This is a genomic window from Rhizobium sp. CC1099, from assembly GCF_029714385.1.
Lineage (GTDB): Bacteria > Pseudomonadota > Alphaproteobacteria > Rhizobiales > Rhizobiaceae > Rhizobium.
In genome coordinates this window covers 3,397,061-3,413,493 of record NZ_CP121641.1, presented here as the reverse complement: position 1 = coordinate 3,413,493, position 16,433 = coordinate 3,397,061, and the positions used below count along the sequence as shown (strand labels likewise).

14 protein-coding genes and 1 pseudogene are annotated in these 16,433 nt (G+C 60.0%); 12 read left to right on the top strand and 3 right to left on the bottom strand.

The genetic code is table 11. From position 1 onward, the window contains the following. Positions 1 to 406: pseudogene (locus QA644_RS17065) on the bottom strand (ISNCY family transposase); the annotation flags it as partial. Positions 407 to 552: 146 nt separating this feature from the next. Continuing rightward, entirely contained in the window at positions 553 to 1,464 is a 912-nt protein-coding gene (locus QA644_RS17060; protein WP_194730243.1) for a helix-turn-helix domain-containing protein, read from the bottom strand. Between the two features lie 86 nt (positions 1,465 to 1,550). Between QA644_RS17060 and QA644_RS17055 the strand changes: the two genes are divergently transcribed. From QA644_RS17055 to QA644_RS17000, 12 genes are all read left to right on the top strand, one after another. Beyond that, positions 1,551 to 2,825 carry an ABC transporter substrate-binding protein gene (locus QA644_RS17055; RefSeq protein WP_074069784.1) on the top strand — a complete coding sequence of 425 codons (1,275 nt, stop codon included), beginning with the start codon at positions 1,551 to 1,553 and terminating at the stop codon, positions 2,823 to 2,825. Positions 2,826 to 2,901: 76 nt separating this feature from the next. After that, on the top strand, positions 2,902 to 3,762 hold the full coding sequence (locus tag QA644_RS17050; protein ID WP_092587031.1) for a sugar ABC transporter permease: 861 nt from the start codon (positions 2,902 to 2,904) through the stop codon (positions 3,760 to 3,762). Then, entirely contained in the window at positions 3,759 to 4,601 is an 843-nt protein-coding gene (locus QA644_RS17045; protein ID WP_022716007.1) for a carbohydrate ABC transporter permease, read from the top strand. The genes QA644_RS17050 and QA644_RS17045 overlap by 4 nt, the downstream gene beginning before the upstream one ends. 13 nt (positions 4,602 to 4,614) lie before the next feature. Next, the gene (gene ugpC / locus QA644_RS17040; RefSeq protein WP_283069678.1) at positions 4,615 to 5,700 is read left to right on the top strand and encodes a sn-glycerol-3-phosphate ABC transporter ATP-binding protein UgpC; all 1,086 of its coding nucleotides are present in this window, start codon (positions 4,615 to 4,617) and stop codon (positions 5,698 to 5,700) included. 42 nt (positions 5,701 to 5,742) lie between these two features. After that, complete coding sequence (locus QA644_RS17035; RefSeq protein ID WP_283069677.1) at positions 5,743 to 7,746, top strand: aldo/keto reductase; 2,004 nt, start codon at positions 5,743 to 5,745, stop codon at positions 7,744 to 7,746. A 203-nt stretch (positions 7,747 to 7,949) separates the two neighbouring features. Then, the gene (gene glpD / locus QA644_RS17030) at positions 7,950 to 9,467 is read left to right on the top strand and encodes a glycerol-3-phosphate dehydrogenase (protein WP_194728277.1); all 1,518 of its coding nucleotides are present in this window, start codon (positions 7,950 to 7,952) and stop codon (positions 9,465 to 9,467) included. Positions 9,468 to 9,509: 42 nt separating this feature from the next. After that, positions 9,510 to 10,589, top strand: a complete 1,080-nt coding sequence (locus QA644_RS17025; RefSeq protein ID WP_283069676.1) for an ABC transporter ATP-binding protein — start codon at positions 9,510 to 9,512, stop codon at positions 10,587 to 10,589. A gap of 9 nt (positions 10,590 to 10,598) precedes the next feature. Further along, positions 10,599 to 11,669, top strand: coding sequence for an ABC transporter ATP-binding protein (locus QA644_RS17020; protein ID WP_074069777.1), 1,071 nt, complete (start codon positions 10,599 to 10,601; stop codon positions 11,667 to 11,669). Positions 11,670 to 11,671: 2 nt separating this feature from the next. Beyond that, complete coding sequence (locus QA644_RS17015; protein WP_283069675.1) at positions 11,672 to 12,538, top strand: sugar ABC transporter permease; 867 nt, start codon at positions 11,672 to 11,674, stop codon at positions 12,536 to 12,538. Between the two features lie 10 nt (positions 12,539 to 12,548). Beyond that, on the top strand, positions 12,549 to 13,376 hold the full coding sequence (locus tag QA644_RS17010) for a carbohydrate ABC transporter permease (protein ID WP_074069775.1): 828 nt from the start codon (positions 12,549 to 12,551) through the stop codon (positions 13,374 to 13,376). 11 nt (positions 13,377 to 13,387) lie between these two features. Then, positions 13,388 to 13,669, top strand: coding sequence for a DUF2160 domain-containing protein (locus tag QA644_RS17005; protein WP_027507881.1), 282 nt, complete (start codon positions 13,388 to 13,390; stop codon positions 13,667 to 13,669). Between the two features lie 78 nt (positions 13,670 to 13,747). Further along, entirely contained in the window at positions 13,748 to 15,472 is a 1,725-nt protein-coding gene (locus QA644_RS17000; RefSeq protein ID WP_039846210.1) for an ABC transporter substrate-binding protein, read from the top strand. 115 nt (positions 15,473 to 15,587) lie between these two features. Here the strand turns inward: QA644_RS17000 and QA644_RS16995 are convergent, their stop codons facing one another. After that, positions 15,588 to 16,352 (bottom strand): TIM barrel protein, encoded by a 765-nt coding sequence (locus QA644_RS16995; RefSeq protein WP_283069672.1) that lies wholly within the window; start codon positions 16,350 to 16,352, stop codon positions 15,588 to 15,590. Positions 16,353 to 16,433: the final 81 nt, after the last annotated feature.

Genomic DNA, 16,433 nt, shown 5'->3' with positions numbered 1-16,433 from the left:
AGCCAGCAGCACCCGGTTGATCTCTTCAAGGGTTTGCGGCCGGATCGCGCTGATCGTCTTGTGTAGGACAGACTTCCTCGGGCTCCGCCCCACGGCTGTCGGGCAAAAGCCCGGAACGGGGCGGACACTTCCACATGGAACGGGGCGGACACTTCCACATGGAACGCCAACTCCTGACAACTCAACTGGCGATGCTTGAGCAATGCGCAGCGCGGCACTGCCTCGGCCGACATCCCCCAATGGGTGGTCTCCTTGAGACCATGCCGGGCGTAGTTCCCGCGTCACCAGCCCGGGCAGATCGCGATGCTCATCCGACCATTGCGACATCGCCTTCAATTCACGACCGATCTCCTGTTCGGCGAAAGAGCTCGAATACACTGGCCTGGACGGTGCGTTCTTGGCGCATTCTCGGCTGCCCGGCGGTTGCGGGTTTGTCTTTAGAATCAGTAGTTTGACCTAAAGGTGTACCTGAAGCAGCCGGGCTTTACGCCCGGCAATATCGTGATTCTTCACACCGTTTTAGAAGTTTAACGTTTATGGACGGGAACCAGTCTAGCTTGCCGGTGCGCCGCTGGATGTGGCGAGGCGAATGTCTCTTCGGAAGTCCGAGGGAGACATGCCGGCGATGTGGCGGAAGGATTTGTTGAAGGCGCTGATGGAGCCGAAACCGCTGTCCATCGCCACCTGAAGCACATTGGTATCGTCGGCCATCAGCAATGCCTGGGCGCGGGAGAGGCGCAGCAGATTGAGATATTTGCTGAGCGTCATTCCAGTCGATTTCTTGAAGACGTTCATTGCATATTTCGGATGCAGGTCCGCCGCCCGGGCGATATCGACGGTGTCGATGTCCTCCATGAAATTGGCGGCGATGAAATCGCACATCCTGACTATGCTGCGTGACGGTTGCGCATGGGGCTGATCGGCCTCCGTTCCACCGTAGCCGACGACCGTCATCGAATAGGGTTCGAATGCGATGCGCTCGATACGGAGCAGCAACTCGTCGACGGCATGCTGCGCCTTTGCCGGATTGCCCGAATTCGCGTAGCGGAACCAGCGGGAAAAGTTCTCTTTGTCCGCGGCATCGGTGGCAGACGTCAACAGCGTCGAGCCCTTCATCAGGCGGCTGGAGATTTCAGCGGGAAGGCGGAGACGGAAGAAATAGACAAGCGGCAAATGGGCACCTGCGTAGAGCGAATCTTCCGAGGATTCATCCATCTGATGCGGCTGGCCGCCCCAGAAGAGGCACATGTCGCCAGCCTTGAGCGTCATTTCGTGATCGTTCATGCGGTAATGCACAGTGCCCCGCATGATGTAATTCACCTCCACCTGCGCATGCCAGTGCGGCATCGCCATCACCGGTGGATGGGCATGAAACAGCTGCAGCTCTGTCGGCGAGCCTTCGATGCTGCTTGCGCCCGGTTGATAGATGGCTCTGCTGGCAACCTTACTTTCCGCCAAATTGATATTCCCTTTTTAGGAGACAGCGGCTCCCTTACAGATAACTTAGCCACGTTCGCTAAAGGACGGCAATTGAAAAGGGAGGATTTTCAATGCGCTTCAAACTTATCGGTGCGACCGCCGCGGTCGCACTGCTTTCTTCCGGTTCCGCATTCGCGCAGTCGGGCAATCTCACCATCTGGAGCTGGAACGTCGCGGCATCGGCGCTGAAATCCACGCTCGAAGGCTTCAACAAGCAATATCCCGATATCAAGGTCACGGTCGAAGACCTCGGGAACAGCCAAGTCTTCGACAAGACTCTTGCCGGCTGCGCAGCCGGCGGCGACGGCCTGCCGGACATCGTGACGATCGAAAATTTCGAGGCGGAAATCTTCTGGAACCGCTTCCCGGACTGCTTCGCCAACCTGAAGGATCTCGGCTATACGGCGGAAATCCAGGCGAAATTCCCGGACTTCAAACGCACCGAGCTGGAGGTGGATGACGTCGCCTATGCGATGCCGTGGGATTCCGGCCCGGTCGCCGTCTTTTACCGCCGCGATTTCTATGAAAAGGCCGGCGTCGATCCGGCAACGATCAAGAATTGGGACGATTTCATCGCCGCCGGTAAGAAGATTTCCGAAGCCAATCCCGGCGTCGTCATGGCCCAGGCCGATTTCAACGGCGATAGCGAATGGTTCCGGATGATCGCCAACGAGCAGGGCTGCGGCTATTTCTCCACCGACGGCCAGACGATCACGATCAACCGGCCGGCCTGCGTCGCGACCCTCGAAAAGGTCAAGCAGATGAAGGACGCCGGTACGCTGACAGCCGCCATCTGGGACCAGAAAATCCAGGCCAATACCGCCGGCAAGGTCGCAAGCCAGATGTATGGCGGCTGGTACGAGGGCACGATACGCTCAGGCTCGCCGGACCTTTCCGGCAAATGGGGCGTCTACATGATGCCGAGCCTCACGGCTGACGGCCCGCATGCCGCAAACCTCGGCGGTTCGTCGCTCGCCATCAACGCCAATTCCGAAAACAAGGAAGCGGCCTGGGCCTATCTGAACTATGCGCTGGCAACCAATGAGGGCCAGGTCACGATGCTGAAGTCCTTCGGCCTCGTCCCTTCGCTGCTGTCGGCGGTCCAGGATCCTTTCGTCAACGAGCCGCTGCCTTACTGGGGCGGGCAGAAGGTCTGGGCAGATATCCTTTCGACGCTGCCGAAGATCGTGCCGAGCCGCGGGACGGCGTTTCAGAGCGATGCGGACGCGATCTACAAGGCAGCGCAGACGAAGTATTTCGCGGGCGGTTATCCGGATGCGAAAGCTGCACTTGACGATGCGGCCAACCAGATCGCCTCGGCGACCGGCCTTCCGATCGCAGAATGAGCAACCGGCCGGGCGCCTGGTGCGCGCCCGGCATTCACCTACAAGGTGGCTCGTTTCGCTTGTGAGGAGGAAATAAATGCCGTTCAGGACCCGGAGCGCCTATGCGTTCCTTGCGCCCTATCTGCTGGTCTTCGCGACCTTCTGGGTCTGGCCGATCATCAACTCGTTCTTGATTTCGTTCCAGAATACGCGCGTCAATCCCTGGAAATTCAGCCTTGCGTCGAATTGGGGGCGCCTTTTCGGCGACCCGGCTTTCTATAACGCGCTCTACAACACGCTGATCATCCTGGTCATCCAGGTACCGGTGATGATTGCGCTTGCAACCGTCATGGCGGTGCTCTTAAATTCGCCGCTGCTGAAGGCGCGGCCTCTTTTCCGCTTCGCCTTCTTCGCGCCCGTCGTCGTCGGCGAGGTCGCCTATGCCGCCGTCTTCCGGCTGATGTTCAGCATCGACTTCGGCATCGTCAACAAGCTGATCGGTTCGGTCGGCATCGCTCCCGTTTCCTGGTTCGACAATGCGAACGCGGCGATGGCCCTCGTCATAATCGCCGTTACCTGGCGCTGGGCCGGCTATAACGCGATCATCATCTTAGCCGGCTTGCAGTCGATCCCCGAGGATGTCTACGAGGCTGCGACGCTCGATCGCGTCAGCAAGGTACAGCAGTTCTTTCACATCACCCTGCCGCTCCTGAAGCCGATCGTCCTCTTCTGCGTGGTGCTGTCGGTGATCGGCACGATGCAGCTTTTCACCGAACCCTTCCTCATTACCAATCGCGGCGGCCCGGGCGGGGGCACGGAAACGCTCGGCCTGCTTCTTTACCGGCAGGGCTTCACATCGCTAAATTTCGGCTACGCGTCGGCGATCGCTTACACGATAGCCGCATTGGCGATTGCGATTTCGCTTTTCAATCTCTGGGTGGGGAGGGAGCCGAAATGAAGTCGAGGTCCAAGTCGCAGTCCCTCTTGATGCGCAAGATTGCGCTGCATATCGTGCTGACGCCGCTTGCCATCATCTGGCTCTTTCCGCTCTGGATGATGTTCGTCTTCTCGACCATGCCGGACAATGGCATCTTCAGCCCGGACATCGTGCTCTGGCCGTCGACGAATTTCGTTGAGAATTTCAGGAACCTGGAGGCCGATACGAATTTTCTCCGGGCGATGTTCATCTCGATCACCGTCGCGGTCATCTACACCTTCTTGTCGGTGCTCCTGACATCGATGGCCGGCTGGGCGCTTGCCCGCTATCGATTCGCCGGTCGCTCCGTCGTCACAGCCATCATTCTCGGCACGATCACCCTGCCTTTCGCCGTCGTCGTGATCCCGCAATTCATCATGGTGGCGCGTGAATTCAAGCTGGCGAATACCTGGGTGGCGCTGATCGTCCCGCCGCTCTTCAATTCGCTGGGCGTGCTCTTCATGCGCCAGTCCTTCTCGATGATGCCGAACGAGCTCTTCGATGCCGCCCGCGTCGAAGGCGTCAAGGAGTGGCAGATCTTCCTGCGCATCGCCTTGCCGCTTGCCCGTCCGACAATGGCGGCGCTCTCGATTATTCTCTTCCTGGCATCCTGGAACAACTATCTCTGGCCGCTGCTCATCAATTCCAGGCCCGGAATGATGACGGCGCCGGTAGCTCTTGGAACGCTGATCGGCCTCACCAAGGTCTCCTGGGGCGGCATCATGGCGGGTGCGATGTTGCTGACCGCGCCGATCCTCGTCGTCTTCGTGCTGTTGCAGCGCCACTTCATCGCCGGCATCGCGGCCGGTGCAATCAAATAATAGGGGAGGCCGCATGGCGGAGCTTTCACTCAGGAATGTTGTAAAACGCTTTGGCGCCTTCGGCGTGATCCATGGCGCCAATCTCGACGTGAAGGACGGCGAGTTCGTCGTCTTCGTCGGCCCTTCGGGCTGTGGAAAATCCACCCTGCTTAGGATGATCGCCGGCCTCGAAGATATCTCGGAGGGCGAGATCACGATCGGCGGCAGGGTCGTCAACAATGTCGAGCCCGCCGACCGCGGCATCGCCATGGTTTTCCAGTCCTATGCGCTCTACCCGCATATGACGGTAGCAGACAACCTCTCTTTCGGCCTGCGCATGAACGGCAACCCGAAAGAGGATACCGAGAAACGGGTGCGCCACGCCGCCGAGATCCTGCAGATCAAGGAATTGATGGAACGCCGCCCCAAGCAACTCTCCGGTGGCCAGCGCCAGCGTGTTGCGATCGGCCGCGCCATCGTTCGCGAGCCCGAGGTCTTCCTCTTCGACGAACCGCTCTCGAACCTCGATGCAGAACTGCGCGTGCAGATGCGGGTGGAAATCTCCAGGCTGCACAAGCAGCTCGGCGCGACGATGATCTATGTCACGCACGATCAGACGGAGGCAATGACGCTTGCCGACAAAATCGTCGTGCTGCGTGCCGGCAACATCGAGCAGATCGGCGCGCCGCTCGATCTCTACGACGATCCGGCTAACCAGTTCGTCGCCGGTTTCGTCGGTTCGCCGAAGATGAATTTTCTGGCGGCAGAGGTTGTTGAACGCGATGCATCGAACGTGACAGTCGCCTTGGCGGGCGACAGGAACGTCCGCCTGACGCTGCCGGTTTTGGCGGCAACCGAAAAAGGGGCACAAGTAACGCTCGGCGTGCGGCCCGAGCATTTTGCCGACCAGGGCAGTGGCGACGCCGACCTCACTGTCGCGGTCGATGTTGCCGAACACCTCGGCAATACCAGCTACATCTATGCGACCGCTGCGGGCGGCCAGCCACTCATCATCGAACGTCCGGAATCCCGTTCTGCAGCTGATCGCGACACGCTCACCGTCGCGCTATCGGCAAAACGCACCTTCCTGTTCGACAGCGCAGGCTATCGCTTGCGCTGACGAAATCCGCTCCCAAGACGAAGATACGAAAGAGGAATAGTCATGAGTTCAGAGCAACCGATCCGCTGGGGCATCATCGGCCCCGGCACCATCGCCCGCACCTTTGCAGACGGCATTGCCCATTCGCGTACGGGTAAACTGGTGGCGATCGCGAGCCGCAATCCGGAAAAGCCCGGCCTTGGCGATGGCTTTCCCGGCGCCCGCATCGTTAAAGGCTATGACGCGCTGCTGACCGATCCGGAGATCGACGCCGTCTATATAGCCACCCCGCATACCGGTCATGCCGAGTGGGCGATCAAGGCGATTCGCGCTGGCAAGCATGTGCTGGTGGAAAAGCCGATTGCGCTTTCGGCCTTCGATGCGGATGCGATCTACCATGAAGCGCGCAAGGCCGGTGTCTTTGCTGGCGAGGGCTTCATGTACCGCCTGCATCCCCAGACGGCGAAGATCGTCGAACTGGTGAAAAGCGGCGTGATCGGCACGGTGCGCATCATCCGCTCAAGCTTCGGTTTCAACATGGGCGGCTTCAAGCCCGAGCATCGATTGTTCGCCAACGATACGGCGGGCGGCGGCATTCTGGATGTCGGTGGCTACCCCGTCTCGATGGCGCGGCTGATCGCCGGCGCGGTTGAAGGCAAGCCGTTCCTCGAGCCGGAGAAGGTTTTTGGCGTGGCGCACCTCGGACAGTCCGGCGTAGACGAATGGGCCTCCGCCGTCTTGAAATTCCAAAACGGCATCATTGCCGAAGTCTCCTGCTCCATCATGGCCCAGCAGGACAATACGCTTCGCGTCATCGGCTCCGAAGGCCGCATCGAGGTCAAGGATTTCTGGTTCGCCTCAGGTCACAAGGGCGGCGTTGGCACGATCGAGATTTTCAAGGGAGCCGAGCAGGAAACGATCGAGGTCAAGGAAGACCGCTGGCTCTATTCCTTCGAAGTCGATGCGGCTGGAGATGCAATCCGCGCCGGCGAGAAGGAATTCGCTTCGCCGGGCATGAGTTGGGCCGATTCCACCGGCAATCTTCGCGTTCTCGACAAATGGCGGGCCTCTGTCGGCCTCGAATATGGTGTCGAGAAGGCGTCAAAACGAACCACGAATATTGCGGGCGGAGCAGTCCGGCCTGGCGGCAGCATTCCGCAGCGCCAGATACCGGGCATCTCTAAACAGGCCTCCGTCGTAACGCTTGGATTCGAGTTCTTTCCGGACTTTGCGGCCGCCTCGCTGACGCTCGATGCCTTCTACGAGGCGGGCGGCAACGTCTTCGACACGGCCTATGTTTACGGAAGCGGCAAGACGGAGAGTATCTTCGGCGATTGGCACACGAGCCGCAATGTTTCGCGTGACGAGATCGTGCTGATCGGCAAGGGGGCGCATTCGCCGCTCTGCTACCCGGACATGATCGCCAAGCAACTCGATCAGTCGCTCGAGCGGTTGAAGACGGACTATGTCGACATCTACTTCATGCATCGGGACAATACCGGTATTCCGGTGGGAGAGTTCGTCGATGCCATGGATGCCGAAGTCAATCGCGGCCGCATCCGCGGGATTTTCGGCGGCTCGAACTGGACCCGTGAGCGGATGGACGAGGCAATGGCCTATGCGGCAAAGACCGGCAAGAAAGCGCCTGCGGCGCTTTCCAATAACTTTTCGCTGGCCGAAATGCTCGATCCGATCTGGGCTGGATGCGTCGCGGCCTCGGACGACGAATGGAAGAAATGGCTGAACGAACAGCAGATTCCGAACTTCGCATGGTCCAGCCAGGGCCGCGGCTTCTTCACCGACCGGGCAGGACGCGACAAGCACGACGATGAGGAAATCGTCCGCTGCTGGTATTCCGATCGCAATTTCGGACGCCGCGACCGCGCGAATGAACTGGCAAATAAGCTCGGCCGAAACCCGATCCATATCGCGCTCGCCTATGTGATCGCCCAGCCGTTCCCAGTCATTCCGCTGATCGGCCCGCGCACGATCGCCGAACTGGAAGATAGTCTTTCGGCCCTCGACATCGAGCTTACGCTCGAACAGGTAAAGTGGCTGGAGGGCTAGGAAATCAGCCTGGTTCATGCCGGGTTTCCTACACTCTCATCCGCTTCATAATGCGCCGCTACCCAATCGGGTAGCGGCTTTTTCTTATCCTGCCTTGATGCGAGAAACATTCGTTTGACACGCGAATGGTTTTCGTTTTTACTTCAGAAACTTTCGATTTGTGCTGTTGCGCAAATCGACGACGGCGCACGGGGAGGGGTAAAGTGGGCCAAACACATCACGACCTTTTCGTGATTGGCGGCGGGATCAACGGCTGCGGCATTTGCCGGGATGCTGCTGGACGCGGCTATTCGGTGGCGCTGGCGGAGATGGGCGACTTTGCCTCTGGCACGTCGTCTGGGGCGACGAAGCTAATCCATGGGGGCTTGCGCTATCTGGAGCATTACGAGTTCCGGCTGGTGCGCGAATCGCTGATGGAGCGCGAGGTGCTGTGGGCGATGGCGCCGCACATCATCTGGCCGCTGCGCTTCGTGCTGCCCTATCACAAGGGCGGCATCCGGCCGGCCTGGCTGATCAGGCTGGGGCTGTTTTTCTACGACCATCTTGGCGGCCGCAGGCTTTTGCCGCCGACCGCCGTGCTGAACCTGCGCCGCGATCCGGCGGGCCGGCCGCTGAAGCCGGTGTTTGCCAAGGCCTTCGAATATTCCGACGGCTGGGTCGACGATGCCCGGCTGGTGGTGCTCAACGCCCGCGATGCCGCCGACCGCGGTGCGCTGATCATGCCGCGCACCAAGGTGGTGGCGGCGCGGCGCGACAACGGCCTGTGGGAAATCGACAGCTGCGATATGCTGACCGGCGAAAGGCGCCGGCATCAGGCCCGCATGCTGGTCAATGCCGCCGGTCCCTGGGTCGACCAGGTGCTGCGTGCAGCCCTTGGCGAGACCGAGGCCCGCCATGTGCGCTTGGTGCAGGGCAGCCACATCGTCGTCAAGAAGAAGTTCGAGGGGCCGCGCGCCTATTTCTTCCAGAACCCCGACAACCGCATCATCTTCGCCATCCCCTACGAGGACGACTTCACGCTGATCGGCACCACCGACCGCGACTATAGCGGCGATCCCAAGGACGTGCGCATCTCTGCGGAGGAGACCGGCTATCTCTGCGCCGCCGCCAGCGAATATTTCAACGCGCCGGTGACCCCGGACGACATCGTCTGGAGCTATTCGGCGGTGCGGCCGCTCTATGACGACGGCGCCTCGAAGGCACAGGAGGCGACGCGCGACTATGTGCTGCAGCTCGAAGGCAAAGGTGGCGAGGCGCCGCTGCTCAATGTCTTCGGCGGCAAGCTGACCACCTACCGGCGGCTGTCGGAGCATGCGCTGGAAAAGATCGGCGAGGCGATCGGCAAGAAGGGCGGCCCGTGGACGGCGAGGAGCCATCTGCCAGGCGGCGATTTCCCGGTCAAGGGCTATGCGGCCGAGGTGAGCAAGCTGAAAGCGGACTATCCGTTCCTTGCCGAGGCCCATGCCCGCCGGCTGGTGCGCCGCTACGGCACGCGCGCCGCAAGCCTGCTCGCAGAGGCTAAATCTATCGCCGATCTCGGCCACTGCTTCGGTTCCGATCTCTACGAGGCCGAGGTCCGCTATCTCGTCCGCAACGAATGGGCCGTCACCGCTCAAGACATCCTGTGGCGAAGGACCAAGAACGGGCTATATCTGCAATTGGATGAAGTACAGAAATTGGAGGAGTACATGGCCGCGATCCCTGCGCAACTTGCGGGATGAAGCGCCATGTCGTCCCCGTCGTGAGGAGGCACGGGAACCGGAATGCTTGAATTGCGGAATGCCGCTAAGATGGTGGGTGGTGAATACCATATTCACCCGACCGATCTGACACTTGAAAGGGGTACGCTGAACGTCCTGCTGGGACCGACGCTTTCCGGCAAGACGTCGTTGATGCGCCTCATGGCTGGACTTGACCGTCCAACCAGCGGCTCCATCCATTTCGATGGCGCCGATGTGACCGGCGTGCCGGTGCAGAAGCGCAATGTCGCGATGGTCTACCAGCAATTCATCAATTACCCCGCATTTACCGTCTATGAGAATATCGCCTCGCCGCTCAGGATCGCTGGCCGGGACGCGAAGGCGATCGATGTGGAAGTGCGCAAGGCGGCAGAACTCCTGAAGCTGACACCTTATCTCGAGCGTACTCCGCTCAACCTGTCGGGCGGGCAGCAGCAGCGGACCGCGCTTGCGCGCGCCCTTGTCAAGAATGCAGGTCTGGTGCTGCTCGACGAACCGCTTGCCAATCTCGACTACAAGCTGCGCGAGGAACTGCGCCAGGAACTGCCGAGGATATTTTCCCAGTCGGGCGCGATTTTCGTCTATGCGACGACGGAACCTTCGGAAGCCTTGCTGCTCGGCGGCAATACCGCGACCCTCGATCAGGGAAGCGTGACGCAATTCGGTCCGACGATTTCCGTCTATCGCCGGCCAGCCGATCTGGTGACGGCCAAGACCTTTGCCGACCCACCGCTGAATTTCATTTCGGTTTGGAAAGCAGGCGCGAGCTTTCAGCATAATGGCCTAATCGGTATTCCGGTGCCGGCACATCTTGCGGCAATCGCGGACGGTCCGGTCACCATCGCGTTTCATCCGCATCATCTTGCGCTGGAACCACAGACCGCTGATGCGCCCAAGCTTCGCGCCAGAACGCAGATTTCCGAAATCACCGGCTCCGAGAGCTTCGTGCATCTGGATTACGAAGGGGTGCGCTGGGTTATGCTAGCGCACGGCATTCATGATATCGAGCCGGATACGGATGTCGACGTGTTCCTGGACACGCGTCATCTGATGGCGTTCGGCGAGAACGGCCGCGCCATCGCCGCCACGCGGCTAGCGGCATAGGGGGACAGAATGGCACGGATCACGCTCGACCATATCCGCCACGCCTACGGACCCAATCCGAAGACGGACAAGGACTATGCCCTGAAGGAAGTCGATCATGAGTGGACCGACGGCGGCGCATATGCGCTTCTTGGTCCGTCAGGATGCGGAAAGACAACGCTTCTCAACATCATCTCCGGTCTGCTGCAGCCTTCGCACGGGCGCATCCTGTTCGGCGGCCAGGACGTAACGATGCTATCGACGCAAGCCCGCAACATCGCGCAGGTCTTCCAGTTCCCCGTCATCTACGACACGATGACGGTCTACGACAATCTCGCTTTTCCGCTTCGCAACCGGGGTGTCTCGGAGGCCGACGTCGATCGGCGCGTTCGCGAAATTCTCGAGATGATCGATCTTGCGGACTGGGCCAAGCGCAAGGCGCAACGGCTTACGGCCGATCAGAAACAGAAAATTTCGCTTGGCCGCGGTCTGGTGCGAAACGACGTCAACGCCATTCTCTTCGATGAACCGCTGACCGTTATCGATCCGCACATGAAATGGGTGCTGCGGTCGCAGCTGAAGCGGCTGCACAAGCAGTTCGGTTTCACGATGGTCTATGTGACCCACGACCAGACGGAGGCGCTGACCTTCGCCGAGAAGGTCGTCGTCATGTATGAGGGAGAAATCGTGCAGATCGGCACGCCGGCGGAACTATTCGAACGCCCGAGCCACACGTTTGTGGGTTATTTCATTGGCTCGCCGGGGATGAATGTCATGCCGGCGGAAGTTGCCGGCAATACCGTCAAGATTGGCAGTGAGACGATCAATCTCGGCTACGCGCCGAAAACGAATGGTGCGGCCAAGATCGAACTTGGCATCCGTCCCGAATTCATCCGCCTCGGCCGTGAAGGCATGCCCGTCTCGATTTCGAAGGTCGAGGATATCGGCAGGCAAAAGATCGTTCGCGCGCGGTTTGCGGATCAGCCGATCGCCATCGTCGTGCGGGAAGATGTGGAAATTCCAGCGGATGCGCGCGTCAGCTTCGATCCGGATGCGATCAGCATCTACGCCGGTTCGTGGCGGGTCGGCAGGGAGGGCTGATCATGGAAAAGACCTGGAACAACAAGGCCTGGTTTCTCGTCCTGCCGGTATTGCTGCTCGTCGCGTTTTCGGCGGCCATTCCGCTGATGACGGTCGTGAACTATTCCGTTCAGGACACCTTCGGCAACAACGAGTTCTTTTGGGCCGGCACCGACTGGTTCGACGACATCCTGCATTCCGACCGCTTCTGGGAAGCCCTGCAGCGAAACCTGCTGTTCTCCTTCATCATCCTGGCGCTTGAAATCCCGCTTGGCATCTTCATCGCGCTCAACATGCCCCAAAAAGGCATTGGCGTTCCCGTCTGCCTCGTGCTGATGTCGCTTCCCCTCCTCATCCCGTGGAATGTGGTCGGCACGATCTGGCAGGTCTTCGGCCGTGTCGATATCGGCTTGCTCGGCCACAGCCTGGAAGCGATGGGGCTCGACTACAACTATGTCCGCGACCCTATCGATGCGTGGATCACGATCATCATCATGGATGTTTGGCATTGGACGAGCCTTGTCGTGCTGCTCTGCTATGCCGGTCTCGTTTCGATCCCGGAGGCGTACTATCAAGCTGCGAAGATAGACGGCGCTTCGCGCTGGTCCGTCTTCCGCTATATCCAGTTGCCGAAGATGAAGCGCGTGCTGCTGATTGCGGTGCTCCTGCGCTTCATGGACAGCTTCATGATCTATACCGAACCCTTCGTTGTCACCGGCGGCGGACCGGGCAATTCCACGACATTCCTTTCCATCGATCTCGTGAAGATGGCGGTCGGCCAGTTCGACCTCGGACCTGCAGCCGCCATGTCGATCGTCTACTTCCTGATCATCCTGCTGCTCTCGTGGATATTCTACACGGTCATGACCAGCAGCGACGCGAATTCATGAGGAGAGGGTCATGGAAACCACGATGAAATACAAACCCGCCGGCAACTTCTCCTGGGTCGTCTCGACGATCTATATCGTCTTTCTGCTGCTGCCGATCTATTGGCTGATCAATATGAGCTTCAAGGAGAATGCCGAGATCACCGGCGCATTCTCGCTCTGGCCGCAGAACCCGACACTCAGGAACTACAGGGTGATCTTCACCGATCCCTCCTGGTACAATGGCTATATCAATTCCATCATCTACGTCGTGATGAACACGGTGATCTCGGTGCTTGCAGCGCTCCCGGCGGCCTACGCCTTCTCGCGCTACCGGTTTCTCGGCGACAAACACCTGTTTTTCTGGCTGCTGACGAACAGAATGGCACCGCCGGCCGTCTTCGCGCTTCCTTTCTTCCAGCTCTATTCGGCGTTCGGCCTCATCGACACGCATGTTGCCGTTGCTCTGGCGCATTGCCTTTTCAACGTGCCGCTGGCGGTGTGGATCCTCGAAGGCTTCATGTCGGGTGTGCCGAAGGAAATCGACGAGACTGCGTATATCGACGGCTATTCGTTCCCGCGCTTCTTCGTGAAGATCTTCATGCCGCTGATCGCAAGCGGGATCGGCGTCGCAGCCTTCTTCTGCTTCATGTTTTCGTGGGTCGAACTGCTTCTTGCCCGCACGCTGACGACCACGGCTGCAAAGCCGATCTCGGCGATCATGACGCGCACCGTTTCGGCGGCCGGCATGGATTGGGGCGTGCTGGCTGCTGCCGGCGTGCTGACGATCGTGCCGGGCGCGCTCGTCATTTATTTCGTCAGGAACTATATCGCCAAGGGCTTTGCTCTTGGACGCGTTTGAGGGAGATTGATATGAACTTTTCCTGGATGGCGTGGACGCTGCCCACGGCACTGTTCTTCCTGACGATCCTCGTGCTGCTGATCGGCATGAGCGTGTGGGAATATTTCGCGCCGGGGGGCTCGCCGCGGGTCGGCGTGCTGCGTTTCGAAACGACGCGCGGTGACCGGCTTTTCATTTCGCTGCTCGGTGCAGCATTCATTCATCTCGCATGGCTGGGCCTTGTCGGGCCCAACCTGTGGTGGGCTCTTGCCCTCGCCGTAGTCTACGCCATTGGCGTGTTCCGCTACGTGTGACGGCAGGGTAATACAGATGGCCGGGGGACTGGCCGCCTGAGACGTGAAGACTGCAATCGCAAACCCTGGGAGGATATTATGCGACGGCATTTACTAGCGACAACAGCAGGCATCTTGCTGGCCATGGCGGGCTCCGCCTATGCCGGCATGGATGAGGCGAAAGCCTTTCTGGACAAGGAAGTCGGCGATCTCTCGACGATTTCCCGTGCGGACCAGGAAAAGGAAATGCAGTGGTTCGTCGATGCGGCAAAGCCTTTCGCCGGCATGGACATCAAGGTTGTCTCCGAAACGATCACAACGCACGAATATGAATCGAAGGTGCTGGCACCAGCCTTTACCGCCATCACCGGCATCAAGATCGCCCACGATCTGATCGGCGAAGGCGACGTCGTTGAAAAACTGCAGACGCAGATGCAGTCAGGCGAAAACATCTACGACGCCTACATCAACGACTCGGACCTCATCGGTACGCACTGGCGCTATCAGCAGGCACGCAGTCTGACCGACTTCATGGCGAACGAGGGGAAGGACGTCACCAATCCCAACCTCGACATCGACGACTTCATCGGCAAGTCCTTCACGACGGCGCCGGACGGCAAGCTCTATCAGCTGCCCGACCAGCAGTTCGCGAACCTCTACTGGTTCCGCTACGACTGGTTCAACGACGAGAAGAACAAGGCAGACTTCAAGGCGAAGTACGGCTACGACCTCGGCGTGCCGGTCAACTGGTCGGCCTATGAGGACATCGCTGAATTCTTCACCGGACGTGAGGTCGGTGGTAAGAAGGTCTATGGCCACATGGACTACGGCAAGAAGGATCCGTCGCTCGGCTGGCGCTTCACCGACGCCTGGCTCTCCATGGCCGGCAACGGCGACAAAGGCATTCCAAATGGCAAGCCGGTTGACGAATGGGGCATCAAGGTAGACGAGAACTCGCGTCCAGTCGGCTCTTGCGTCGCACGCGGCGGCGACACCAACGGTCCTGCAGCCGTCTATTCGATCCAGAAGTATCTGGATTGGATGAAGGCCTACGCTCCGGCGGCAGCCCAGGGCATGACCTTCTCCGAATCTGGCCCGGTTCCGTCGCAGGGTGAGATCGCCCAGCAGATGTTTACGTACACGGCCTTCACCGCCGACTTCGTGAAGCAGGGCCTGCCGGTCGTGAACGAGGACGGCACGCCGAAGTGGCGCTTCGCCCCGTCGCCGCACGGCGTCTACTGGAAGGACGGCATGAAGCTCGGGTACCAGGATGCCGGCTCCTGGACGCTGATGAAGTCGACCCCGGACGATCGTGCCAAGGCCGCCTGGCTCTATGCTCAGTTCGTCACGTCGAAGACGGTCGACGTGAAGAAGAGCCACGTCGGGCTGACGTTCATTCGCGAGTCCACCATTCGTGACAAGAGCTTCACCGAACGCGCTCCGAAGCTCGGCGGTCTGGTCGAGTTCTATCGCTCGCCCGCCCGCGTGCAGTGGTCGCCGACGGGCACCAACGTGCCGGACTATCCGAAGCTCGCACAACTCTGGTGGCAGGCGATCGGCGATGCTTCGTCGGGCGCGAAGACCCCCCAGGAAGCCATGGATTCGCTTTGCGCCGAGCAGGAAAAGGTACTGCAGCGCCTGGAACGCGCCGGCGTCCAGGGCGATGTCGGCCCGAAGCTCGCCGAAGAGCAGGATCTCGAATACTGGAACAAGGATGCCGTCGCAAAGGGCAACCTCGCTCCGCAATTGAAGGTCGAGAACGAGAAAGAGAAGCCGGTAACGGTCAATTACGACGAACTGGTCAAGAGCTGGCAGTCGAACTGATCGTCATCGGGGCGGGTCGGAAGAAACGAGGCTTCCGGCCCGCCCTGCAATGGCCGCCGCGACCCGTATGCTTACGATATGCGCGGCGTCATCGCAGCTTGCCAGCGGATCTCTATCAAAGCACGCCAATCGCATTTCTGACCGCCATAACGCCTTGCGTAAGCGGCCGATACTCCAGTCCCACGCGTCCTGCGTATCCTCTCTCAAACAGCCAGTTGAGGCGGTGCGCCAGATCGATGCTACCGGAGCCGGGTTCGTTGCGACCCGGGTGGTCTGCGACGTGTACATGAAACACGCGCGAAATCCGGTCGCCGATCACGTCCTCGGTTCGCTCATCCATCACGGCCGAATGGTAGATATCGTAGACGATCCCGATTTCGGGGCGATCGATCTCGTCAGTGATGTCGAGGCCTTCGCGGGTGGATTCCAGAAAATAACCGATATGGTCGATGCGGGTGTTCAGTGGCTCGACGCCGAGGCGCACACCCGTGCCCCTCAGGACATCGGCGCCGGCGCGCAGCGCAGCCGTCAGCGCAAGGCGCTGCTCCTGCCGCGAGCGGCCGGGGAGATTGTCACCTGCCTGTGCAATGAGGATAGGAGCGGCGAGCCTCTGGGCGACCTTTACCGACGCGGCCAGTCCTTCAAGCCACTTTTGCTTGTTGGTGGCATCTGTCAACGGAATCATCGGCTCTGTCACGATGCTGGATACGGCGAGGCCGGTCTGCTTGAGGGCAGCGCAAATCGCGCCGAGATCCTTGTCCGTCCACCGCCAGAACTCGATTGCCGGCAAACCGGCCTTCCTGGCGCGGTAGATGCGGTCTTCGAAACGGTCACCGGGTTCGGCGAACAGCCATTCGATACAGGCTGAGTATTGGCGCATGATGATTTCTCCCTGGTGCCATAGCAACGCGTCAAATGCCTGCAGGCGGCAATGCGGATTTAACGGCTTCCATCGGTCGAG